Here is a 22,782-nt window from a genome sequence, read left to right as displayed (position 1 = left end):
TCAGACCTCGCGGTCGGCCAGCTCGCCCGCGGTGCGGTTCCACACCATGTAGCCGACGCCGACGGCGGCGAACCAGACCGCCCCGACGATCAGTGCGATCCGACCGTCGCGGTCGAAGAACAGCAGGACGAAGACGAGCGCGAGGAAGGCGAGGGCGAGCCACGTGGTGATCGGGGCGCCGGGGACCCGGTAGTCCGAACGCGGCAGTTCGCCGCGCGCGACCTTCCGGCGGTAGGCCATCCGGCACAGCAGGATCGTCGACCAGATGACGATGATCCCGACCGTCGACACCGCGGTGATGTAGGCGAAGGCGTGTGCGGGATCGATGACGTTCACCACCACGCCGATCGCCATGACGGCGGCACTCAGCGTGATGCCGACGGCCGGGACCTTGCGGTCGAGAGTCGGGTCAGCTGCCGCGGGGCGTCGCCGGTGTGGGCGAGGGAGCGCAGCATGCGCCCGGTCGAGTAGATGCCCGAGTTGCACGACGAGAGGGCAGCGGTGAGCAAGATGAAGTTGACGATGCCCGCGGCGCCGGGGATGCCGATGTAGGAGAAGACCGAGACGAAGGGGCTCTCGCCGGCCTGGAAGTCCGTCCAGCTGCGGACCGAGAGGATCACCAGCAGCGAGCCGACATAAAAGATCCCGATGCGGAACGGAACGGTGTTGATCGCCTTGCGCAGCGTGACGCGCGGGTTCTGTGCCTCTCCCGCGGTCACGCCGACGAGCTCGACGCCGACATAGGCGAACATGACGATCTGCAGGCTCAGCATCGCGTTGCTGAAGCCGGTCGCGAAGAAGCCGCCGTCGTTCCACAGGTTCGTCACCGACGGACCGGTCTCGGGCCCCAGCCCGGCGATCGGGAGCAGCACACCGATGCCGGCGATGATCATGCCGAGGATGGCGGTGACCTTGATGGCGGAGAACCAGAACTCCGCGCGTCCGAACACCCCGACGGAGATCAGGTTCGCGCCGAACAGCACGATGAGCGCGATGAGGGCGGTGACCCACACCGGCACCGAGGGCCACCAGTAGTTGATGTACTTGCCCGCCACGGTGATCTCGGCCATGCACGTCGTCGTCCACACGGCCCAATAGGTCCACCCCTGGCTGAAACCGGCGAACCGTCCGAGGAACTCGTCGGCGTACTCGCTGATGCCACCGGAGATCGGCCGGTAGATGAGGAGTTCGCCGAGAGCGCGCATGACGATGAAGATCGCGAGGCCGGCGAGCGCGTACGCCAGGATGAGTGCCGGTCCCGCCTTCTCGATCGCGCCACCCGCGCCGTAGAAGAGGCCGGTGCCGATCGCGCCGCCGATGGCGATCATCTGCACGGTGCGGGCGGTGAGCCCGCGTTGGTATCCCTCGTCGGTGTCGGCACCCGTGTCGGTGCCGGGATGCTCGACAGTCACGCGGGCAACTCCTCCGAATGTCGGTGGGCCGATGGCAGAAGCTCACCGTAACGGCCCGCGATCGACCGGATTCACTTGCCCACAGGACCCGTCCACTTTGTCGTATTCGGTTGGCCGGGCGGCGGTCCGGTGATCGTGTCGGCGCCGTCTGGCACCATTGTCGCCGTGACCGATCGCCTGCACCTGCTGCTCGGAGACGACGACTTCCTCACCGGCCGGGTGATCTCGGCCGTGGTCGACGCCGCGTCGAAAGCGGCAGGTACCCCGGTGCCGGTGACCCGGGTACGTGCCGGCGACGTGAGCGAACACGAACTCGCAGAGCTGCTCAGTCCGTCGCTGTTCGCCGAAGAGCGGATCGTCGTCGTCGAGGCCGCCGCCGACGCGGGCAAGGAGCCGGCCGCGCTCATCGCCGCGACCGCGTCGTCGCTGCCCGAGGGCATCACGCTGATGGTGATCCATCACGGCGGAGGCCGCGCGAAGTCGATGGTCCCCGCGTTGAAGAAGGCCGGGGCCGTCGAACATGAGACGACCGCCCCGAAGTGGCCGTCGGAGCGAATGACTTTCGTGCGCAACGAGTTCCGTTCGCTGGGCGTAAAGGTCGGCGCCGATGTCGTCGAGCAGGTGGTCGAGGGCGTCGGATCGGAACTGCGCGAGCTGGCCGCCGCGTGCGCGCAACTCGTGGCCGACACCGGCGGCAAGGTCGACCGCGACACCGTGCGCCTGTACTACCAGGGCCGCCCCGAGGTGACCGGATTCGAGGTGGCCGACCGGGCGGTGACGGGCGACCGTGCCGGCGCGCTGGAATCCCTGGCCTGGGCACTGCACCACGGCGTACCGCGGGTGCTGCTTGCCGACGCCCTCGCCGAGGCCGTCCACGCCATCGCTCGCATCCGACCCATGGGGTCGATCAACCACTTCGATGCGGCCCGCGAACTCGGCATGCCGCCCAACCGGGTCAAGAACGTGCAGCCGAAGGCCAAGGCGTGGGACGCGGAGTCGATCGCGCGGGCGGTCGGCGTGGTCGCGGCGCTCAACGCGGATGTGAAGGGGCAGGCCGCCGACCCCGATTACAGCCTCACCCACGCCGTCGCCACGGTCGCCGACCTCCGGCCGGACGGGCGTCGGCGGAGCTGACGCCCGTCCGGCCGGTCTTGAGTCGGCCGTCGGACGGGAGTGGCTTCGACTCGGCGCCTCGCTCCGCTCGGGGCCGGCTCAACCAGCGGTGGGTGCCGCCTCGCGGAGCAGGGGCGCGGCAGTGGCTTCGACTCGTCGCGGAGTATCGAGAAACGTCGATCACCCCGGCAACCGCGTGGATGCTGCCGGGGTGATCGAGGTATGGAGAGGTGGCGACGGATCAACCGTCGGACCGACCCGGGGTCGGCGTCAGATCAGAGCTTGTTGACCGCGAGAGCGATGGCCGACTTCTTGTTGGCGGCCTGGTTGGCGTGGATGACGCCCTTGCTGGCAGCCTTGTCGAGCTTGCGGCTGGCGGTCTGGCCGAGCTCGGCGGCCTTCGCCTTGTCGCCGGACTCGACAGCCTCACGGAAGCTGCGGATCGCGGTACGAAGGGCCGACTTCACCGACTGGTTGCGCTGGCGGTTCGCTTCGTTGGTGCGATTGCGCTTGATCTGAGACTTGATGTTTGCCACGCGTGTTACCTCTGTCGTTGCTGGTGGATATGTCTGTCTGTTCGGGTCGGGCGGTCGGCCCTGGGGGCTGAACTCGCACCGGGCGGTGTCGGCGCGTGAAGCATCTCCACGGCGTCACCGCAACAGCGCACAACATTACCAGCCGGGGTCAGCCCGCCAAAATCCATGCGTCGGGAACGGCGGGCCGCCGCGTCGGCCAATAAGAATCATCGTGAACTTATGTCTACGGTGGACCCATCATGTCCGTCGTTTACGTACACATCGGCCTTCCCAAGACCGGGACCACACACCTCCAGGATCGCCTCTGGCGAAACCGCGACCTGGCCTTGCAGTCCTCCGGGCTGCTGTACCCGGGCAACGTGATCTCCGATCACTTCCATGCCGCGGTGCACCTGCAGCCGGAGCGATACCTCGACTGGGTCGATCCCGCCTTCGCCGGCACCTGGCCGACGCTCCTCGGACAGATCCGGGCCTGGCCGCAGATCTCGTTGCTGTCGCACGAGCTGTACAGCACCGCGACCGTCGACCAGATCGAACGGTTGATGGCCGACCTGTCCTTCGCCGACGAGGTCCACGTGATCGCGACCGTCCGCGACCTCGGCCGCCAGCTCCCGTCCGTGTGGCAGGAGAACGTGAAGAACCAGCGCCGGGCGTCGTTCGACGAGTTCGTGGATTCGGTGGCCTTCGCTTCCGAGGGGCGCCGGACCGGCGGTCCCGTAGTCGTCAGCACCCCCGCTGACGATGCCCCGGCCGACGAGGTCGACGAGGAGCCGTTCTGGGAGTTCCAGGACTACGTCGGCATCCTGGAACGCTGGTCGCGTGTCGTCGGACCCGAGCGTGTCCACATCGTCACGGTGCCGCCCCGCGGGGCGGCGTCGGGCGACACGCTCTGGGATCGGTTCCTGCGCGTGATGAACATCGATCCGGTCCCGCTGCGGATCCCGGTCCCCAGCCTGAACAGCTCGCTGTCCGCGCCGCAGGCCGAGTTCCTGCGCGGCCTCAACCGCCGCCTGCAGCCGGACGCCATCGAGTGGCGCCGATACGAGCGGATCATCAAGGGGCAGGTGATCGGGGAGATCCTGTTCGAGGCACCGTCCGGCCCGCCGCAGGGACTCTCGGACAAGAGCCGGGAGTGGGCGGCGGGGGAGTCCCGGCGGATGGTCGCGGCGGTCCGCGACGCCGGCTACGACGTCGTCGGTGACCTCGACGATCTGGTGGTGTCGCCCGAACACGACGCCGGCGACGTGCCGCCGCCGTCGGACGGCGAGGTGCTCGACGTCGCGCTCGACACGATCGCGGCGATGGTGCTCGCGGCGCCCTTGCCCAAGGTCGGACCCCGTGCGCGGACGCGGGCGGCGAATGTGGTGCGCCGGGTCAAGCGGCGGGTGATCGCCGCGCGCCGATCATCCTGATCGGTGGCCCCGGAACGGCGGTGCGGCTTCGTCGATGACACGGCCGGTCGACGTCCTGCCAATTTCGGCATTCTGTAGCACCATGGCAGTTTATGACCCCCGCATCGACAAGTGCGCCAGCCAAGAAGGCGGCGCGTAAGTCCGCAGCCGCGAAAGCGGCGTCGTCCACCTCGTCGGGACGGACGGCCTCCGCCAAGTCCGGTTCGACCAAGGGTTCCGGTTCCGGCAGCCGGTCGGCGAAGGGCGCGGGCGACGCAACCACCGGGGAGAATTTCACCGGCAACTTCGGCGGGTACGCAAAAGGCCCGTACGGCAGGGCCTATGACGAGATGTTCGATGCCGCCGGCGAGGTGCGGACACCGTACCGCGGTATCTACAAGGCCATGGCCGACGAGGATCAGTCCGACCTCGTGGAGGCCCGTGTGGAGGCCCTCGGGCGTGCCTATCTCGACCAGGGTGTGACGTTCTCGCTGTCCGGCAAGGAACGCCCCTTCCCGTTGGATGTTGTGCCACGGGTGATCTCGGCGGCGGAGTGGAACAAGCTCGAGGCGGGTATCACCCAGCGCGTACAGGCGCTGGAACTCTTCCTCGACGACATCTACGGCGAGCAGGAGATCCTGCGCGACGGGGTACTGCCCAAGCGACTCGTCCACTCCTGTGAGCACTTTCATCGACAGGCGGCAAACATTCGGCCGCCCAACGGTGTTCGCATCCACGTCGCGGGTATCGACCTGATCCGCGACGAGAACGGCGACTTCCGGGTCCTCGAGGACAATCTGCGGTCGCCGTCGGGCGTCTCCTATGTGCTCGAGAACCGGCGCGCGATGGCCCGCGTCTTCCCGGACCTGTTCTCCAAACACAAGGTGCGTGCGGTCGCCGACTACCCGAGCCACCTCCTGCGCGCGCTACGCGCGTCGGCGGCGTTCAACGAGGCCGACCCGAACATCGTCGTGCTGACCCCGGGCGTGGCCAACTCGGCCTACTTCGAGCACTCGCTCCTCGCACGCCTGATGGGCGTCGAGCTGGTCGAGGGCCGTGACCTGTTCTGCCGCGACAACGTCGTGTACATGCGCACGACCGAGGGGGAGCAGCGGGTCGACGTCATCTACCGCCGCATCGACGACGACTTCCTGGATCCCATGCAGTTCCGGCCGGATTCGATGCTCGGCGTGGCGGGGCTGCTGAACGCCGCGCGCGCGGGCAACGTGGTGATCTCCAGTGCGGTCGGCAACGGCGTCGGCGACGACAAGCTGATCTACACCTACGTGCCGGAGATCATCCAGTACTACCTCGGCGAGAAGCCGAGTCTCCAGAACGTGGACACCCTACGCTGCTGGCTGCCCGACGAATGCGAGGAGGTGCTCGACCGCATCGACGAACTCGTCGTGAAACCCGTTGAGGGATCGGGCGGTTACGGCATCGTCTTCGGCCCCGACGCGACCGGCGCCGAATTGGACGCACTGGCACGCAAGGTCCGCAACGATCCGCGCGGGTGGATCGCACAGCCGGTCGTGCAGCTGTCGACGGTGCCGACGAAGATCGGTGACGCCATCCGGCCGCGCCATGTTGACCTGCGTCCGTTCGCGGTCAACGACGGTGAGTCCGTGTGGGTCCTGCCCGGCGGCCTGACCCGGGTGGCGCTGCCGGAGGGATCGCTCGTCGTCAACTCGAGCCAGGGCGGCGGTTCCAAGGACACCTGGGTGCTGGCCTCGCGCACATCCGAGGGGGACCGGGAGTTGTCGGGTGCGAAGGTCGTGACGACGAGCGGTGTCGCCGCCGCCCGGCCGGCGGAGAGCGCCCCCGACCCGGTGCACACGCAGACTCAACAGCAACAGCAGGGTTCGATGATGCAGCAGTTGGGTGGGACGCAGCAGATGGGCTCCATGATGCAGCAGTTGGGTGGGACGCAGCAGATGGGTGGCATGACGCAGCAACCGAATTCGACGACCGCGTCCGGCGACATGACACAGCAGCAGAGCGGTGATGTCCGATGATGCTGGCGCGTAACGCCGAATCGCTCTACTGGATCGGCAGATACGTCGAGCGCGCCGACGACATGGCGCGCATCCTCGATGTCGCGATCCACCAGATCCTCGAGGACACCACGGTCGACGTCGACCGGCAGGCGCGCCTGATCATCCAGGTGCTCGGGCTCACCGCGCCGGAGGACGACGACGAGCTCGACGTCTGGTCGCTGACCGAACGCGTTGCCTACGACGCCGACGCGGTGGGATCGATCGTCGACCTGATCCGGGCGGCGCGGGAAAACGCCCGGGGCGCACGCGAAGTCACGTCCAGCGAGTTGTGGGAATGCCTCAACACCACCTACAACGGACTCGACGGCGCCGAACGGCGCTCGCGTCGCCTCGGTCCCCACGAGTTCCTGTCGTACGTGAAGAACCGGGCGGCGATGTTCGCGGGCCTCGCCGACGCCACCCTCAGCCACGACGACGGCTACCGATATCTGCTGCTGGGTCGGTCGGTGGAGCGGGTCGACATGACCATCCGGATGTTGCTGTCCCGCGCCGGGGATCGGACGACGTCGCCGGCCTGGGTGAACGTCCTCGTGTCCGCCGGCGGGCACGACACCTTCCTGCGGACCTACCGCGGTGTATTGGACGCCGAGAACATCGTCGAGTTCATGCTTCTCGACCGGCTGTTCCCACGGTCCATCTTCCACGCCCTCAGCGTCGCCGAGCGCAATCTGGGCCAGCTCGAGAGTGGGCCGAGCCGGGTCGGGGCCCAGGCCGAGGCGCAGTTGCTGCTGGGCCGCGCACGCAGTTCGCTCGAGTTCCTCGAGCCCGGGAAGTTGCTCGACGATCTGCAGGACCGGCTCGTTGACCTGCAGGACACCTGCCGCGCGGTCAACGAGGCGGTCACGAAGCAGTATTTCCATGTGTCGCCCTATGTCTCGTGGGCCGACGCCCGCGTCAGCGACGGGCATGTCATCGAGGAGAGTGAGCTGTGAGCTGGCGTCTGCGTGTTGTCCATTCCACGGGTTTCGCCTACCACAGTCCGGTCACCTCGTCGTACAACGAAGCCCGGCTCACTCCGCGCAGCGACGCCCGCCAGAACGTGATCGTCAACCGGGTCGAGACGGTCCCGGCGACGAGGTCCTACCGGTACACCGACTACTGGGGTACCGCGGTCACCGCCTTCGATCTGCACGCGCCGCACAACGAACTCGAGGTCTCGGGGCTGTCGGTCGTCGAAACCGAGGCCGGACAACGTCCCGACGAGGAGGATCAGGTCTCGTGGGACGACGTGAACAGCGATCACGTCATCGACCGGTATGACGAGATGCTGTCTTACACACCGTATGTCGCCCGCAACCGGTCACTGCTGTCGACCGCGAAGAAGGTGACCAAGGGGCTCACCCCCGAGGAGGCGGTCGAGGCGGTGTGTCGCTTCATCCACACCGAGATGGAGTACGTCCCCGGCACGACGGGCGTGCACACCACCGCGGTCGACGCGTGGACCGACCGCAAGGGCGTGTGTCAGGACTACGCGCACCTCACCCTGCTGATGCTCCGCGGGCTGGGCATCCCCGCCCGGTACGTGTCGGGGTATCTCCATCCCGAACCCGACGCCGAGATCGACAAGACGGTGCAGGGTCAGAGTCACGCCTGGATCGAGGCGTGGACGGGCGGCTGGTGGGGCTACGACCCGACCAACGACACCCCGATCACCGAGCAGCATGTGTCGGTGGGCGTGGGTCGTGACTACGCCGATGTGTCGCCGCTGAAGGGTATCTACACCGGCGGCGGCGCGACCGACCTCGACGTCATCGTCGAGATCACCCGGCTCGCCTAGGGTTTCGTCCTCCGGGTCACCGCCAGCCGTAGTGCCCGCGGAGTTCCTGGGCGACGGCGTCGAACGTCGTGCGGTCGAGGATCGCGCCTTCCCGGCGGATGCCGTCGTCGTCGACGACGAGTACACGGTCGAGGCGCACGAAGCTCGGCCGGCCCTGGGAATCCCATGCGCCCGACCCGACGGGAAGCCAGTTGCCGTCGTCCCGGTGGTCCTTGCTCGACAGCATGAGCCCGAGCACGGTGTCGGACCGGTCGGCCCGGGCGTCCCGGCCGACGACCAGGACCGGCCGGTCCTTTCCCTGGTTCGGGTCGTCCTCGTAGGCGACCCAGGTCCACACGATCTCGCCGGGGTCGGCGTCGCCGTCGAGGTCGGGGGAATAGCTGATGGTGCGGGCGAGATCGGTTGTCGGCCGAAGTGCGGGCCGGGCGTCGCGACTGGTCATCGTCAGGAGTCCTCTCCGGAGATGTGGGGTAGCAGGAAGTCCTCGATCGCGTCCGCGGTGAGGGCTGCGGTGGGTTTCCTCTTCGGGTTGAGGTCGTGTCCGACCTTCTCGAGTTCGACGATGTGTGTCGGCGCGTCGATGAGGCCGATCGCGCGGGTCATCTCGTCGGTGGTGCCGAACGGGTCGGTGCTCCCGTGGACCACGAGGGTGGGGACGGTGATCGACGGCAGGTGTTCGGTGCGCAGTCGGTCGGGCTTGCCCGGCGGATGCAGCGGATACGACGTCAGCAGCAGGCCGTCGGCCAGAGTTGTTCCGTCCTCGGCGACGGCCATCGAGGACTGTCGCCCGCCATAGGAGTGGCCACCCACGATCAACGGCCCGTCGGACTCGGCGCGCAGCGTTGCGCACGCGGCACGGATGCCGTCCCGGTCGGCGGCGGCGGTGGACGGGCTGGGCGGGCCCTTGGGCCGGCGCCGTCGATACGGCAGGTCGATCCGGGCGACGACGAACCCGCGGTCGCACAGTTCCTCGGCCAGGGCACGCAGGATCACGGCGTCGCGGTTGCCGCCTGCGCCGTGGGCGAGGACGAGCGTGGCACGTGCCGGGATCCCCGGGCGGTGTACCTCGGCGGCGACGTCGTCGGACTCGATGGTGGTGACGGTGGACGCGGACACGGCTGCCACCGTAGCGCCTTCGGAGGTGCTCGCGGACTTCTCCGATCCCTGAGGAGGCCCGGAGCCTGCGGAGGGCCGTCTCCCCGATCCCTGAGGAGGCCCGGAGCCTGCGGAGGGCCGTCTCGAAGGGTGCGACGTGGCCGGACGCGCCACGCGGGGTGCTCATGAGAAACTGGAGCACAACCCGTATCCGTACCCGTTCTCTACCGAAGTTCTCGTTCGAGGAGTAGTTCCATTCCCACCTTCGCCGACACCACCTTCACCGATCCGGCACGTATCCGGAACTTCTGCATCATCGCCCACATCGACCACGGCAAGTCGACGCTGGCAGACCGGATGCTGCAGCTCACCGGCGTCGTCGAAGAGCGGCAGATGCGGGCGCAGTACCTCGATCGAATGGACATCGAGCGCGAGCGCGGCATCACCATCAAAGCGCAGAACGTCCGTCTGCCTTGGACGGTGAAGTCGGCGGCGGGTGACGAGGACTACGTCCTGCACCTCATCGACACCCCCGGGCACGTCGACTTCACCTACGAGGTGTCCCGCGCTCTGGAAGCGTGCGAGGGAGCTGTCCTGCTCGTCGACGCCGCGCAGGGCATCGAGGCCCAGACCCTCGCCAACCTGTATCTGGCGATGGAGAACGACCTCACCATCATCCCGGTGCTCAACAAGATCGACCTGCCCGCGGCCGACCCCGAGCGCTACGCTGCCGAACTCGCGCACATCGTGGGTTGCGAGCCGGAAGACGTGCTGCGTGTGTCGGGCAAGACCGGCGTCGGGGTCACCGAGCTGCTCGACGAGGTCATCCGGAAGGTGCCGGCTCCGGTGGGCGACTCCGACGCCCCGGCGCGGGCGATGATCTTCGACTCGGTGTACGACACCTATCGCGGCGTGGTCACCTACGTCCGCGTCGTCGACGGCAAGATCGTGCCGCGGGAGAAGATCCTGATGATGTCGACCGGCACCACGCATGAATTGCTCGAGGTGGGCATCGTGTCCCCGGAACCGAAGCCGACCACGGGGCTGGGTGTCGGCGAGGTCGGTTACCTGATCACGGGTGTGAAGGACGTTCGCCAGTCGAAGGTCGGTGACACCGTCACCACCGCCCGCCGGGGTGCCGAACAGGCGCTGACGGGGTACCGCGAGCCGCGACCGATGGTCTATTCGGGGCTGTACCCGCTCGACGGGTCCGACTACCCGGTGTTGCGCGAGGCGCTCGAGAAGTTGCAGCTCAACGACGCCGCACTGACCTTCGAGCCGGAGACCTCGGTCGCGCTGGGGTTCGGCTTCCGCTGCGGCTTCCTCGGTCTGCTGCACATGGAGATCACCCGCGAGCGTCTCGAGCGCGAGTTCAACCTCGACCTGATCTCGACGGCCCCGAACGTCGTCTACCGGGTGGTCATGGAAGACGGTTCGGAGCATGTGGTGACCAACCCGTCGGACTGGCCGGAAGGCAAGACCCGGCACATCTACGAACCCATCGTCAAGACCACCGTGATCGCGCCGAGCGAGTTCATCGGCGCGATCATGGAGCTGTGTCAGTCGCGTCGAGGTGAGCTCGGCGGGATGGACTACCTGTCGGAGACGCGCGTGGAACTGCGGTACACGCTGCCCATGGCCGAGATCATCTTCGACTTCTTCGACGCCTTGAAGTCGCGGACGCGTGGCTATGCCAGCCTCGACTACGAGGAGGCGGGCGAGCAGGAAGCCGATCTGGTGAAGGTCGACATCCTGCTCCAGGGCGAGGCCGTCGACGCGTTCAGTGCGATCGTCCACAAGGACGCCGCCTATGCCTACGGCAACCGGATGGCGATCAAGCTCAAGGAGCTCATCCCGCGCCAGCAGTTCGAGGTCCCGGTGCAGGCCGCCGTCGGCTCGAAGATCATTGCGCGCGAGAACATCCGGGCCATCCGCAAGGACGTGCTCGCGAAGTGCTACGGCGGCGACATCAGCCGTAAGCGCAAACTGCTCGAGAAGCAGAAAGAGGGCAAGAAGCGGATGAAGACCATCGGCCGCGTCGAGGTCCCGCAGGAGGCCTTCGTGGCCGCGCTCTCGACCGACGCGGTGGGTGACAAGCCGAAGGGGAAGTGATGGGCGACGGGCAGACCGGGAGCGGGGAGACGATGACCGCAGCACAGGGCACCAATCCGGTACTGGCGGAGAGCAGCCTGCCCTACGACCTCCCCGACTTCGCATCGATCTCCGACGACGACTTCCTGCCGGCGTTCACCGAGGCCATGGCGTCGCATGTGGCCGAGGTGGAGGCGATCGCGGCCGATCCCGCGGCGCCCACCTTCGCCAACACGATCGAGGCGCTGGAGCTGTCGGGGCGCGACCTGGCCCGGGCGTCGGGGATCTTCTTCAACCTCGTCGGGCCCGACACGAACCCCAGACGCAACGAGATCTCCCAGGAGCTGTCGACGCTCCTGACCGATCATGCGAACACGATCGCGATGAATCCGGTTCTCTTCGAACGGATCTCCGACCTCCATTCGCGCGCCGAAGACCTTCATCTCACCGAAGCCCAGCGCCGGTTGCTCGACAAGCGGTACCGAGAATCGGTCCGCGCCGGAGCCGGACTCGACCCCGACGCACAGCGTGAGATGCGGGAGATCGCATCCCGCCTGGCCTATCTCACGACGACGTTCTCCCAGAAGATCCTCGACGACACCAACGACTCGGCGGTGCTCGTCGACGATGCCGCCGAACTCGACGGTCTGTCGGCCGGACAGATCGCCGCCGCCCGTCGTGCCGCCGGCGAGGCCGGGCACGACAGCGGATACCTCGTCACACTCGAACTCCCGACGAGCCAGTCGGTCCTCACCGAATTGACGAATGCCGATGTGCGCCGGCGGGTGTTCGACGCGTCGGTGGCGCGGTGCGCCCGAGGCAACGAAAACGACACTCGGGAACTGGTCCTCGAGATCGTCCGCCTGCGGGCACGCCGAGCAGAGATGCTCGGCTACCGGGACCACGCCGAATACGTGATCGCCGAGCAGACGGCGCCGGACCCGGGGGCCGTCGACGACATGCTGCGCGAGCTCAACTCCTCGGCCATGCGTGCCGGTGGCCGCGAACTCACCCGGCTCACCGAGTTCGCGGGTGACGCGACGATCGGCCCCGCCGATCTCACCTTCTGGCTCGATCGGGAGAAGCGGTCGCACTCGGCGGTGCCGCTCGACGACTTCGCGGACTACTGCGAACTGGACGCGGTGCTGACCCGGGGTGTCTTCTTCGCCGCGAACAAGCTGTACGGCCTGACCTTTCGGGAGATCACCGATCTCCCGCTGTACCACCCCGATGTGCGCGCCTGGGAGGTACGCGACGACGCGGGCGTCGGTATCGGACTCTTCCTCGGCGACTTCTTCGCCCGGCCGTCGAAACGCGGCGGGGCGTGGATGAACAACATCGTCGACCAGTCGTCGGTCCTGCACACCCAGCCGATCATCGTGAACGTGCTGAACCTGACCAAACCCGATGCCGGACAACCGTGTCTGCTCACGATGGATCAGCTCACCACGCTCTTTCACGAGTTCGGGCACGCCCTGCACGGATTGCTGTCGTCGGTGGAGTATCCGTCGCAATCCGGGACATCGGTACCGCGGGACTTCGTCGAGTTCCCGTCGCAGGTGAACGAGATGTGGGCGCTGCACCCGGACGTGCTGGCGAACTACGCCCGGCATCACGAGACCGGAGAGCCGATCCCGGCTGAGCTCGCCGATGCGGCGCGGGAGTCGGCGGGAGCCGAGTCCGCGCACGGCACCATCGAATACCTCGCTGCATCCTCGCTGGACCTGGCCTGGCACCGGTTGTCGGTGGCGGAGGCCGAGGCGGTGTCCGACGTCGAGGCCTTCGAGGCGCGGGCGCTCACCGACGCAGGACTGCACACCGAGCTGATCCCGCCGCGCTACCGGAGCTCGTACTTCAACCACATCTTCGGTGGCGGCTACTCCGCCGGCTACTACAGCTACATCTGGTCGGAGGTGCTCGACGCAGAGACCGAGCAGTGGTTCCTCGCCGAGGGCGGGTTGCGTCGTGAGAACGGCCGCCGGTTCGCCGACGCCACTCTCTCCCGCGGAGACAGCGTGGATCCGCTTGTCGCACATGAGGGCCTGATCGGTCGCCGGCCGCGTATCGAACCGCTGCTGCGGCGCCGGGGGCTCGCGGCCTGATCGGGTCCCGGTCATGACGACGACGCGCACCCCGCGCCGGGACCTGTCGGCGTTCGCGGTGCTGAGCATCGTGACCGCGATCGTCGTGATCGGTCTCAAACTGATCGCGTGGCGGATCACCGGCTCGGTCGGTCTGCTCTCCGACGCGCTGGAGTCCACTGTCAACCTCGTGGCGGCGATCGGTGCGTTCGTCGCGCTGCGGGTTGCGGCGAAGCCACCGGACCGGAGTCACAACTTCGGGCACACCAAGGCGGAGTACTTCTCGGCGGTCTTTGAGGGCGTGATGATCGTGGTCGCCGCGGTCGTCATCATCGCCACGGCCGTCGACCGCTTGCTCGATCCGCAGGAACTCGAGGAAGTCGGTGTAGGACTGGCGATCTCGGTGGGCGCGACGGTGGTCAACGCGGTCGTCGGCTGGGTGCTCATCCGAGCCGGTCGTCGTCATCGGTCCCTGACCCTCGAAGCCGACGGCAAACATCTCATGACCGACGTGTGGACGACGATCGGGGTCGTCGTCGGCGTCTTCTTGGTCGCCGTGACCGGCTGGCTGCCGCTCGACCCGCTGATCGCCATCGCGGTGGCTGCCAACATCCTCGTCGTGGGCGGACGGCTGGTCTGGCGATCCGGTGCGGGACTGATGGACTCGGCGCTGCCCGACGACCTGCGTGCCGCGATCGACGCCGTCCTCGCGCGTCACCGCGCCGACCGGATCGACTTCCACGACGTCCGCACGCGGGAGGCCGGTCATGAACGGTTCGTCCAGTTGCACATGCTCGTCCCCGGTGACTGGTCGGTGCAGCGCGCGCACGACCTGGCCGAGACGATCGAGGACGAACTCCGCGCCGCGGTCGACGATCTCACCGTGACCCTGCACGTCGAACCGATCAACGACCCACGCGCCTACGAGGACTGGCGGCTGGACTGAGCGCGTTCCGGCTCGTCGCGCTCAGTGATTCGCCGGCTGGAAGGTGGCCTGGTGGGCGGCTTCCTCGGCGCGGATCACATGCATCACCGCGTTGATGAGGGCGAGGTGGGTGAACGCCTGCGGGAAGTTGCCGAGATGCTGTCCGGTCTTGGCGTCGATCTCCTCGGCGTACAGCTTGAGCGGGCTCGAGTAGGACAGCAGTCGTTCACACAGCGTCTTCGCCCGTGACAGTTCGCCGATCTCGACGAGGGCCGACACCAGCCAGAACGAGCAGATGGTGAACGTACCCTCTTCGCCGCTGAGGCCGTCGTCGGTCTCCTCGACCCGGTAGCGGAGCACCAGTTCGTTCTCGGTGAGTTCGTCGGCGATCGCGAGAACCGTTGCGCGCACCCGGGGGTCGTCCGGCGGCAGGAATCGCAGCAGCGGGACGAGTAGTAACGAGGCATCGAGCGCGTCGTCGCCGTAACGCTGGGTGAACACCCCGCGCTCGTTGACCCCGTGCGCCAGGACGTCGGCCCTGATCTCCTCCGCGATCGCCGCCCATTCGCGCGCGTGCGCCTGCTCGCCGTGCATCGTCGCGAGGCGTGACCCGCGGTCGAGCGCGACCCAGCACATCACCTTCGACGACGTGAAATGCTGCGGCTCGCCGCGCACCTCCCAGATGCCGCGGTCGGGGTCCTTCCAGTGCTTGATCGCTTCTTCGACCTGGGCCTTCAACACGGGCCACAGCGTCTCCGGCACGGCTTCGTGCGACTTGATGTTGAGGTACACCGAGTCGAGCATCGTGCCCCAGATGTCGTGCTGCGCCTGGTTGTAGGCGCCGTTGCCGATACGGACCGGTTGTGCGCCGTCGTAGCCCGAGAGATGGGTCAGCTCTTCCTCTTCCAGGGTGCGTTCGCCGCCGACGCCGTACATCACCTGCAGCGGATGACGTTCCCCGTTGGTGATGCCCGAGACGTCGGCGATGAAGGAGAAGAAGTCGTCGGCCTCGCGGTCGAGACCGAGCGTGTACAGACCCCACAGGGCGAAGGTCGAGTCACGCACCCACGCATAGCGGTAGTCCCAGTTACGTTCGCCCTGAGGGGTTTCCGGCAGCGACGTGGTCGCGGCGGCGAGCAGTGCGCCGGTCGGGGAGTAGGTGAGTCCCTTCAGCGTGAGGGCCGAACGCTGCAGATGTGAGCGCCACGGATGATCGGGGAAGCTGCCGATGTTGATCCACTGCCGCCACGACTCGCTTGTCGCCCACATCTTCTGGGCGGCTTCCTCGAAGTTCTGCGGCGCCGGCTGCCGGGACCAGCTGAGTGCGACGAAGCGGTTGTCGCCTTCGACGAGCCGGGTACGTGCCCGCGCTTCGCGACCTTCCAGACCTAGCCGGAGGTCCGTGGTGAGTTTCAGGGTGGGCGTGTCGGCATCGGTGTCCTTGGCCTGTGCGATCGCCTCGCCGTAGGCCGGGCCCGAGTACTCCCACTTCGTCGTCCCGCGGTGGTAGTCGAAAGCGGGTTCGCAACTCATGTGCAGTTCGACGGTGCCGGACACGCAGCGCACGGTGCGCAGCAGGATGTGCTCGGCGTCCCAGTCGGTGGGCGTCCGGCGGTGCGTCTTCGAACGACGTTCGTTGTCGTGCCACGGACCCATGACCAGTGCGTCACGGACGATGATCCAACCGGTGTCGGTCTGCCAGGTGGTCTCGACCATCAGGCTGCCGGGCAGGTAGCGCCGATCCACCGGGACGTTCACGCCGTAGGGCGCCAGTCGGAAGTGGCCGGCACTACGGTCGAGGATGGCGCCGAAGACGCTCGGAGAGTCGGGCCGGGGTATGCACATCCACTCGACGGAGCCGTTGCGCGCGATGAGACAGTTGGTCTCGGTGTCGGACAGGAACGCATAGTCGCCGATCGGCGGGAAGGCGCTCGTGTGCGACGGAGCCGGGGGAGCCGCCGGGGAGACGTCGGCGTCGGCCGCGGTCCCGGATGCCCGCGGCGGCACGGTCGGCAGGGACGTTACGGTGGAGTCATCTGCGACAGACATGAGTTCCATCATTGCGACGGGTTCTCGCCGACGCCACTCGGCTCCCGTGAGCGAGACAGTGGCGGTGATCACGGACTCGGAGCGACGCAGATGCCGCGGACGGATATACGGCTGCCCGCGGGAACGAGTGCACGGATGACGGGGTGATGAGGTGTCGGCGTTCTTCGACTGGTGGGACAGCGTGGAGGAGTGGCTCACGGGCCTGTCCTTCGTGCCCCAGTTGCTGGTGACCGTCGCCGTCGTGATCCCGGTGGCGATCCTCATCGCCTACGTGCTCAGTCTGCTGGTCGACGCCGCTGCCACGCTGGTCGACCGACGCCGCTTCGCCGACGACGACGGGACCGGATTGTGAAGAAGATACTGCGTTCGCCGGTCACCTTCGCGCTGCTGGCGCTGCTGGTCCTGGTCATCATCGCCTGGCTTGTCACCGGCTGAGCGTCATCGGGCGCTTCGCGGCTTGTTTGTCATGCGCCCTGAGGTGGGAGCGAAGCGAGCCACGACCGGCATGGTGACGTGCCTCGCCCGCCCTTCGTGGCTCGTCGACCTCGACGCGCTCCTTCGTCGCTTGCTCGGCCCGGCGGCTTGCGCTCCTCGCACCTCAGGGAGCAGGGGCTGGGACCTGAGGGTCCCCTCAAGGAGCGGGGTGGTACCCAGCGGGAATCGCGCGGCGGTCGGTCGCCGTGCGGTAGAGCGACCCGATCGCCTCGATGACGTCCGGATGGGTGCCGAGGGGACCGGCCACGAGGGTGTCGTCGACCAGGGCGTCGAGAGCCGACTCGACCCGCTCGGTGAGCAGTCCGGCCGACAGGAAGTACGGACTCACCGCGATACGTCGGGCACCGCCGGCGCGGAGTCGGCGCACGGCCGAGACGACGGCGCGATTGTGCGGCCCCAGCTTGGTCGCGAAGACCACCTCGACCGGCCGGTGGAGCCGTGTCGACAGTTCGATCGCCCGTAGGCGCACCGAACGATCGGCGGCCGGGTCGGAGGACCCGACCGCGGACAAGATTACCCCGTCGCGCGGCCCCAGGCCGGCCTCGACGAGACGGTCTGCCAGGGCACCCGTCAACGAGCGCGTACCCATGACGTCGGTCTGTCGAGCGGAGGGTCGACGCGACTCGATGATCGCCGGCAGATCGACCTTGTGGTGAAACCCCGCGGACAGCAGCATTGGCACGACCACCGGATCGGCGTCGGTCCGGCTCAACACATCCCCGACCAACGGCTCGTCGAGGTCGAGATAGGAGAGCACCACCTCGACACCGGGCAGGCTCGACGCGACGGCGTTCCGCACACGGCGCGCGGTCGCGCCGAAGCGCGGATCGCGACTGCCGTGTGCGGCGAGGACGAGAGTCGGTGTCACACCAACTCTTTGAGATGGAGCGGCGCCAAGGCGTCGCCCACGAGGCCTGCGGCCAGCGTGTTCCCGCCCTGCGGGTCGATGAGCAGGAAGCTGCCCGACTCCCGGTTGACCTGGTAGTCGTCGGCCGGGATCGGCTCGGCGGTCTGCACCGAGATCCGCACGATCTGGTTGAGTTCCACCGATTCCGGAGCCTCCATCAGGGCGAGGTTCTGCTCGTCGAACAGCGCGTCGAGGGCGCCGATGATCGCCTGGGTGGTCTTGGTGCCGTGCTTGAGGAGCAGGCGAGCGCCCGGGCGCAGCGGCTTCTCGGCGAGCCAGCAGACCGTTGCGCTGAACTGCTGCAACGGTTCCGGGGCGTCAGCGGCGGCGGCGATGAGGTCACCGCGCGAGATGTCGACGTCGTCTGCCAGCAGGATCGTGACACTGCGTCCGGTGTGCGCGGTGGGCAATTCGCCGTCGGCGGTGTCGATCTGGCTGACGGTGGTCCGCTGCCCCGACGGCAGGACGACCACCTCGTCGCCGACGGAGACCCGGCCGGCGGCGATCTGACCCGCGTAACCGCGGTAGTCGGGGTGTTCCGGGGTGCGGGGACGGATGACGTACTGGACCGGGAACCGCAGGCCGACGTCGTTGCGCTCCACCAGATTGGGCACGGTCTCGAGATGCTCGATGAGTGTGGGCCCATCGTAGAAGGAGGTGGTCTCCGAGCGGTGAGCCACGTTGTCGCCGTGCAGCGCCGACACCGGGATCGCGGTGACCTGCTCGTCGGACCAGCCCAGTGACCGGGTGAGTTCGGCGAATTCAGCGGAGATCTCGGCGAACACCGACGCCTGATCGGTGACGAGATCGATCTTGTTGACCGCGAGCACCAGCTGGGGCACGCCGAGGAGGGCCATCACCGCGGCGTGGCGGCGGGTCTGGGCGACGACGCCGGTGCGGGCGTCGACGAGCAGGATCACCAGCTGCGCAGTCGACGCACCCGACACCGTGTTGCGGGTGTACTGGACGTGCCCGGGGGTGTCGGCGAGCACGAACGAGCGCGCGGGAGTGGCGAAGTAGCGGTAGGCGACATCGATGGTGATGCCCTGTTCGCGCTCGGCCCGCAGCCCGTCGACGAGCAGCGACAGGTCCGGGGTGTCGAGACCGCGGTCCACCGACGCCTTCGTGACCGCGTCGATCTGGTCGGCCAGAACGGATTTCGTGTCGTACAGCAGGCGGCCCACGAGCGTGGACTTACCGTCGTCGACACTGCCCGCGGTCGCGATGCGGAGGAGATCAGGAGCGTGCTTCATCAGAAATATCCTTCGCGCTTACGGTCTTCCATGGCGGCCTCGGAGACCCGGTCGTCGCCACGGGTGGCGCCACGCTCGGTCAGCCGCGACGCGGCGACCTCGGCGAGCACGGCCTCGTTGTCCGTGGCGTCGGAGAGGACCGCGCCGGTCGAGGAGCCGTCGCCGACGGTGCGGTAGCGCACCGAGAGTCGCTGCACCTCTTCGCCTTCGCGGGGACCGCCCCAGACTCCCGAGGTCATCCACATGCCGTCGCGCTGGTAGACCTCGCGCTCGTGGGCGTAGTAGATCGACGGGAGGAGCACCTGCTCGCGAGCGATGTAGCGCCAGATGTCGAGCTCGGTCCAGTTCGACAGCGGGAACACCCGCACGTGCTCACCCGGGGCGTGGCGGCCGTTGTAGAGGTTCCACAGCTCGGGGCGCTGTCGCTTCGGGTCCCACTGGCCGAAGGCGTTGCGCAGCGAGAAGATCCGCTCCTTGGCGCGCGACCGCTCCTCGTCGCGCCGACCGCCGCCGAACACCGCGTCGAAACGGTTCTCGGTGATGGCATCGAGCAAGGGGATGGTCTGCAGCGGGTTGCGGACCCCGTCGGGGCGCTCGGTGAGCCGGCCGTCGGCGAGGTAGTCCTCCACCTTGGCCACGTGCAGCCGCAGGTTGTGCCGTTCCACGACCTGGTCACGGAACTCGAGGACCTCGGGCAGGTTGTGCCCGGTGTCGACGTGCAGTAGCGAGAAGGGCAGTGGCGCAGGCCAGAACGCCTTGAGCGCGACGTGCAGGAGCACTGTGGAGTCCTTGCCGCCGGAGAACAGGATCACCGGCCGCTCGAACTCGCCCGCGACCTCGCGGAAGATGTGGATCGCCTCGGACTCCAGGGCGTCGAGTGTGGTGAACTCGTCGGCCTCCGCGGCGGCGCCGCTCGTCTGGGCAGCGGCGACGCCGGGCGTCGCCGGAACGGACGGTGTTTCGGTCACGGTCATGCGTGCAGCCCACATTCTGTCTTGGCGCGACCGGCCCAGCGGCCGCTGCGCGGATCGGATCCGGGTTCGGGTTTGGCGGTGCACGGTGCGCACCCGATCGAGGGATATCCCTCGTCGACGAGCGGATTCACCAGCACGCCGTTGGTGTCGATGTAGTCCTGCATCGTCTCGTCGGACCAGGCCGCGATCGGATTGATCTTGACCAGTCCGAAGCCCTCGTCGAAGGAGATGAGCGGCGCGTTGGCCCGAGTCGGTGCCTCCACACGACGGATGCCCGTGATCCACGCGTCGTACCCGGCGAGCCCGGCCTTGAGCGGCACGACCTTCCGCAGTCGGCAGCATTCGCCCGGGTCGCGCGCGAAGAGGTTGCGCCCCAACAGCTCGTCCTGCTCGGCGACGCTGTGCTCGGGGGTCAGGTTCACCATCTCCACGCCCGGTCGAGCGAAGCGAGGGGCAGAATGGTTATAGACCTGCTCGACGGCGTCGCGGGTGCCGATGGTCTCGGCGAAGTGGTATCCGGTGTCGAGGAAGAGCACCTTGACCGGGTCGCCGTCGAGGAGCTCACGGTCGATGTTCTTCACCGCGAGGTCGACCAGGGCCGCGTCCTGCATGTTCGACGCGACGACGAAGTTGGTGCCGAAGGTCTGCGCGGTCCAGCGGATCAATTCCTCCGGGGTGGCGTCGGAACCGAGGTCCGCAGCACCCTTCTCGGCGATGTCCCGCAGCTGGTCCTCGCTGAAGCGCCGGCCGGTACGGGTGGTGGTCTCGATGGTCATCGCAGCGCCTCCTCATCGGCACGAACGGCCCACTGCGCGAACCGTTCACCCTCTTCGCGTTGGTCGACGAAGTTGCGGACCACGCGCTCGATGTAGTCGCCCAGTTCGGTACCCAGCACCTTGTGCTGGCGCAACTTGCGACCGAAACCCGAGTCCAGGCCCAGGCTGCCGCCGAGGTGGACCTGGAAGCCGTCGGTCTGGTTGCCGTCGGCGTCCTCGACGAGCTGTCCCTTGAAGCCGATGTCGGCGATCTGCGACCGTCCGCAGGAGTTGGGGCAGCCGTTGATGTTCACCGTGATCGGCACGTCGAGCTTCGCGTTGATGTCGGACAGCCGCTCGTCCAGTTCCGGGGCGAGGACCTGCGAGCGCTTGCGGGTCTCGGTGAACGACAGCTTGCAGAACTCGATGCCGCTGCACGCCAGCAGGTTCCGGCGCCACCGCGTGGGCCGGCCGTGCAGGCCGAGCGGCTTGAGCTCGTCGATCAGCCACTCGACCTTGTCGTCGGGGACGTCGAGGACGATCAGCTTCTGGTACGGGGTGAAGCGCACACGGTCGGAACCGGCCGCGGCGACCGCGTCGGCGGTCTTGGTCAGGATCGTGCCCGAGACGCGACCGGCGATGGGGGAGAAGCCGATCGCGTTGAGTCCGTTGCTCAGCTTCTGCACACCGATGTGGTCGATCGGACGCTCCGGCTTTTCCGGCGCCGGGCCGTCGATCAGCTTGCGCCCCAGGTATTCGTCCTCGAGCACCTGGCGGAACTTCTCGATGCCCCAGTCCTTGATGAGGAACTTCAGCCGCGCCTTGGCGCGCAGACGTCGGTACCCGTAGTCGCGGAAGATCGAGACCACGGCCTCCCAGACGTCGGGCACCTCGTCGAGCGGCACCCAGGCGCCGACGCGCTGGGCGAGCATCGGGTTGGTGGACAATCCGCCGCCGACCCAGAGGTCCAGTCCGGGGCCGTGCTCGGGATGCACGACGCCGACGAACGCGACGTCGTTGATCTCGTGGACCACGTCCTGCTGGCCCGAGATCGCGGTCTTGAACTTGCGCGGCAGGTTCGAGTACTTCGGGTCGCCGATGTAGCGGCGCACGATCTCGTCGATGGCCGGGGTGGGGTCGAGGACCTCGTCGAGGGACTCGCCGGCGAGCGGCGAACCCAGCACGACGCGGGGGCAGTCGCCGCAGGCCTCGGTGGTCTGCAGCCCCACGCCCTCGAGGCGCTCCCAGATGGTCGGGACGTCCTCGATGCGGATCCAGTGGTACTGGACGTTCTCCCGGTCGGAGAGGTCGGCGGTGTCGCGGGCGAACTCGGTGGAGATCTCACCGAGGGTGCGCAGCTGTTCGACGTTGAGCGCACCGCCGTCGCAGCGCACCCGCATCATGAAGTGGCTGTCCTCGAGGATGTCGATGTTCTCGTCGCCGGTCCAGGTGCCGTCGTAACCCTCGGCGCGCTGGGTGTAGAGACCCCACCAGCGCATCCGGCCGCGCAGGTCCTGTTTGTCGATCGAGTCGAAACCCTGCTTGGAATAGATGTTCTCGATGCGCGCACGCACGTTGAGCGGGTTGTCGTCCTTCTTGACCTGCTCGTTGGGGTTCAGCGGCTCGCGATAACCGAGCTTCCACTGACCCTCGGCGCGGCGCTTGGTCGGACGGGCCTTGCGGGCCGGGCGCGCGGGCTTCGGGGCGACCGGCTCTGCAGCGGCAGCGTCGTTCGGTGCACCCGGACCGGAAGCGGCGGGGGCGTCGGTGGTGGACGTCATGAACTCTCCTGTGCCGGCGCACAGGGCCGGCGTTCGTTGCACGAGTTACGGGCTGAAACGTGCCGGCATCCCCAGGGAATCGGGGACAAA

The 22,782-nt window shown here is 67.7% G+C and carries 18 protein-coding genes and 1 pseudogene; 9 read left to right on the top strand and 10 right to left on the bottom strand.

Features of this window, described 5'->3' with window-relative positions; genetic code table 11:
* Nucleotides 1-1,328: pseudogene (locus Q9R39_RS01550) on the bottom strand (amino acid permease).
* Between the two features lie 249 nt (nt 1,329-1,577).
* On the opposite strand from Q9R39_RS01550, the gene holA reads away from it, so the two are divergent.
* Nucleotides 1,578-2,546 carry a DNA polymerase III subunit delta gene (gene holA / locus Q9R39_RS01545; RefSeq protein WP_311276996.1) on the top strand — a complete coding sequence of 323 codons (969 nt, stop codon included), beginning with the start codon at nt 1,578-1,580 and terminating at the stop codon, nt 2,544-2,546.
* A gap of 254 nt (nt 2,547-2,800) precedes the next feature.
* On the opposite strand, the gene rpsT is transcribed toward holA, so the two are convergent.
* Nucleotides 2,801-3,061: a 30S ribosomal protein S20 gene (gene rpsT / locus Q9R39_RS01540; protein ID WP_004023072.1), complete on the bottom strand. Its 261-nt coding sequence runs from the start codon at nt 3,059-3,061 to the stop codon at nt 2,801-2,803.
* Between the two features lie 239 nt (nt 3,062-3,300).
* Between rpsT and Q9R39_RS01535 the strand changes: the two genes are divergently transcribed.
* The 4 genes from Q9R39_RS01535 (at nt 3,301) to Q9R39_RS01520 (ending at nt 8,286) form a co-directional block, all read left to right on the top strand.
* Nucleotides 3,301-4,473 carry a sulfotransferase family protein gene (locus Q9R39_RS01535; RefSeq protein ID WP_137810294.1) on the top strand — a complete coding sequence of 391 codons (1,173 nt, stop codon included), beginning with the start codon at nt 3,301-3,303 and terminating at the stop codon, nt 4,471-4,473.
* Nucleotides 4,474-4,565: 92 nt separating this feature from the next.
* Nucleotides 4,566-6,467, top strand: coding sequence for a circularly permuted type 2 ATP-grasp protein (locus Q9R39_RS01530; RefSeq protein ID WP_068970224.1), 1,902 nt, complete (start codon nt 4,566-4,568; stop codon nt 6,465-6,467).
* A complete protein-coding gene (locus Q9R39_RS01525; RefSeq protein ID WP_058252096.1) occupies nt 6,464-7,441 on the top strand; it encodes an alpha-E domain-containing protein in 978 nt (325 codons plus the stop codon). Before Q9R39_RS01530 ends, Q9R39_RS01525 begins: the two co-directional genes overlap by 4 nt.
* Nucleotides 7,438-8,286: a transglutaminase family protein gene (locus Q9R39_RS01520; protein WP_058252095.1), complete on the top strand. Its 849-nt coding sequence runs from the start codon at nt 7,438-7,440 to the stop codon at nt 8,284-8,286. Before Q9R39_RS01525 ends, Q9R39_RS01520 begins: the two co-directional genes overlap by 4 nt.
* A 16-nt stretch (nt 8,287-8,302) precedes the next feature.
* On the opposite strand, the gene Q9R39_RS01515 is transcribed toward Q9R39_RS01520, so the two are convergent.
* Together Q9R39_RS01515 and Q9R39_RS01510 are read right to left on the bottom strand one after the other, a co-directional pair.
* Nucleotides 8,303-8,728, bottom strand: coding sequence for a type II toxin-antitoxin system PemK/MazF family toxin (locus Q9R39_RS01515; RefSeq protein ID WP_065631478.1), 426 nt, complete (start codon nt 8,726-8,728; stop codon nt 8,303-8,305).
* Between the two features lie 2 nt (nt 8,729-8,730).
* Nucleotides 8,731-9,411 (bottom strand): alpha/beta fold hydrolase, encoded by a 681-nt coding sequence (locus Q9R39_RS01510; RefSeq protein WP_226513646.1) that lies wholly within the window; start codon nt 9,409-9,411, stop codon nt 8,731-8,733.
* Nucleotides 9,412-9,636: 225 nt separating this feature from the next.
* Between Q9R39_RS01510 and lepA the strand changes: the two genes are divergently transcribed.
* Genes lepA through Q9R39_RS01495 form a run of 3 tightly spaced genes read left to right on the top strand, consistent with a single transcriptional unit; the run spans nt 9,637 to nt 14,499 of the window.
* On the top strand, nt 9,637-11,493 hold the full coding sequence (lepA, locus tag Q9R39_RS01505) for a translation elongation factor 4 (protein ID WP_311277065.1): 1,857 nt from the start codon (nt 9,637-9,639) through the stop codon (nt 11,491-11,493).
* 32 nt (nt 11,494-11,525) lie between these two features.
* Nucleotides 11,526-13,574, top strand: a complete 2,049-nt coding sequence (locus Q9R39_RS01500) for a M3 family metallopeptidase (protein WP_311276995.1) — start codon at nt 11,526-11,528, stop codon at nt 13,572-13,574.
* A 13-nt stretch (nt 13,575-13,587) separates the two neighbouring features.
* Nucleotides 13,588-14,499 (top strand): cation diffusion facilitator family transporter, encoded by a 912-nt coding sequence (locus tag Q9R39_RS01495; RefSeq protein WP_311276994.1) that lies wholly within the window; start codon nt 13,588-13,590, stop codon nt 14,497-14,499.
* Between the two features lie 21 nt (nt 14,500-14,520).
* On the opposite strand, the gene Q9R39_RS01490 is transcribed toward Q9R39_RS01495, so the two are convergent.
* Nucleotides 14,521-16,527, bottom strand: a complete 2,007-nt coding sequence (locus tag Q9R39_RS01490; RefSeq protein WP_311276993.1) for a glycoside hydrolase family 15 protein — start codon at nt 16,525-16,527, stop codon at nt 14,521-14,523.
* A gap of 151 nt (nt 16,528-16,678) precedes the next feature.
* Here Q9R39_RS01490 and Q9R39_RS01485 point away from each other — a divergent pair, with 151 nt between their 5' ends.
* Entirely contained in the window at nt 16,679-16,879 is a 201-nt protein-coding gene (locus Q9R39_RS01485) for a hypothetical protein (protein WP_055475487.1), read from the top strand.
* Between the two features lie 279 nt (nt 16,880-17,158).
* Here Q9R39_RS01485 and Q9R39_RS01480 read toward each other — a convergent pair whose 3' ends face one another.
* From Q9R39_RS01480 to Q9R39_RS01460, 5 genes are read right to left on the bottom strand one after another with little or no spacing between them, the layout of a single operon-like run.
* Entirely contained in the window at nt 17,159-17,890 is a 732-nt protein-coding gene (locus tag Q9R39_RS01480) for a CbiX/SirB N-terminal domain-containing protein (RefSeq protein WP_311276992.1), read from the bottom strand.
* Entirely contained in the window at nt 17,887-19,182 is a 1,296-nt protein-coding gene (locus Q9R39_RS01475; RefSeq protein WP_311276991.1) for a GTP-binding protein, read from the bottom strand. The genes Q9R39_RS01480 and Q9R39_RS01475 overlap by 4 nt, the downstream gene beginning before the upstream one ends.
* Nucleotides 19,182-20,171: a sulfate adenylyltransferase subunit CysD gene (cysD, locus tag Q9R39_RS01470; protein WP_176455919.1), complete on the bottom strand. Its 990-nt coding sequence runs from the start codon at nt 20,169-20,171 to the stop codon at nt 19,182-19,184. Before cysD ends, Q9R39_RS01475 begins: the two co-directional genes overlap by 1 nt.
* Entirely contained in the window at nt 20,153-20,932 is a 780-nt protein-coding gene (locus Q9R39_RS01465; protein ID WP_055475483.1) for a phosphoadenylyl-sulfate reductase, read from the bottom strand. The genes cysD and Q9R39_RS01465 overlap by 19 nt, the downstream gene beginning before the upstream one ends.
* The gene (locus tag Q9R39_RS01460) at nt 20,929-22,692 is read right to left on the bottom strand and encodes a nitrite/sulfite reductase (protein WP_211540193.1); all 1,764 of its coding nucleotides are present in this window, start codon (nt 22,690-22,692) and stop codon (nt 20,929-20,931) included. Before Q9R39_RS01460 ends, Q9R39_RS01465 begins: the two co-directional genes overlap by 4 nt.
* Nucleotides 22,693-22,782 lie beyond the last annotated feature (90 nt).

This window comes from Gordonia sp. AC31, from assembly GCF_031844505.1.
Taxonomy (GTDB): Bacteria; Actinomycetota; Actinomycetes; order Mycobacteriales; family Mycobacteriaceae; genus Gordonia; species Gordonia hongkongensis.
This window is presented reverse-complemented; position numbering and strand designations above follow the sequence as displayed.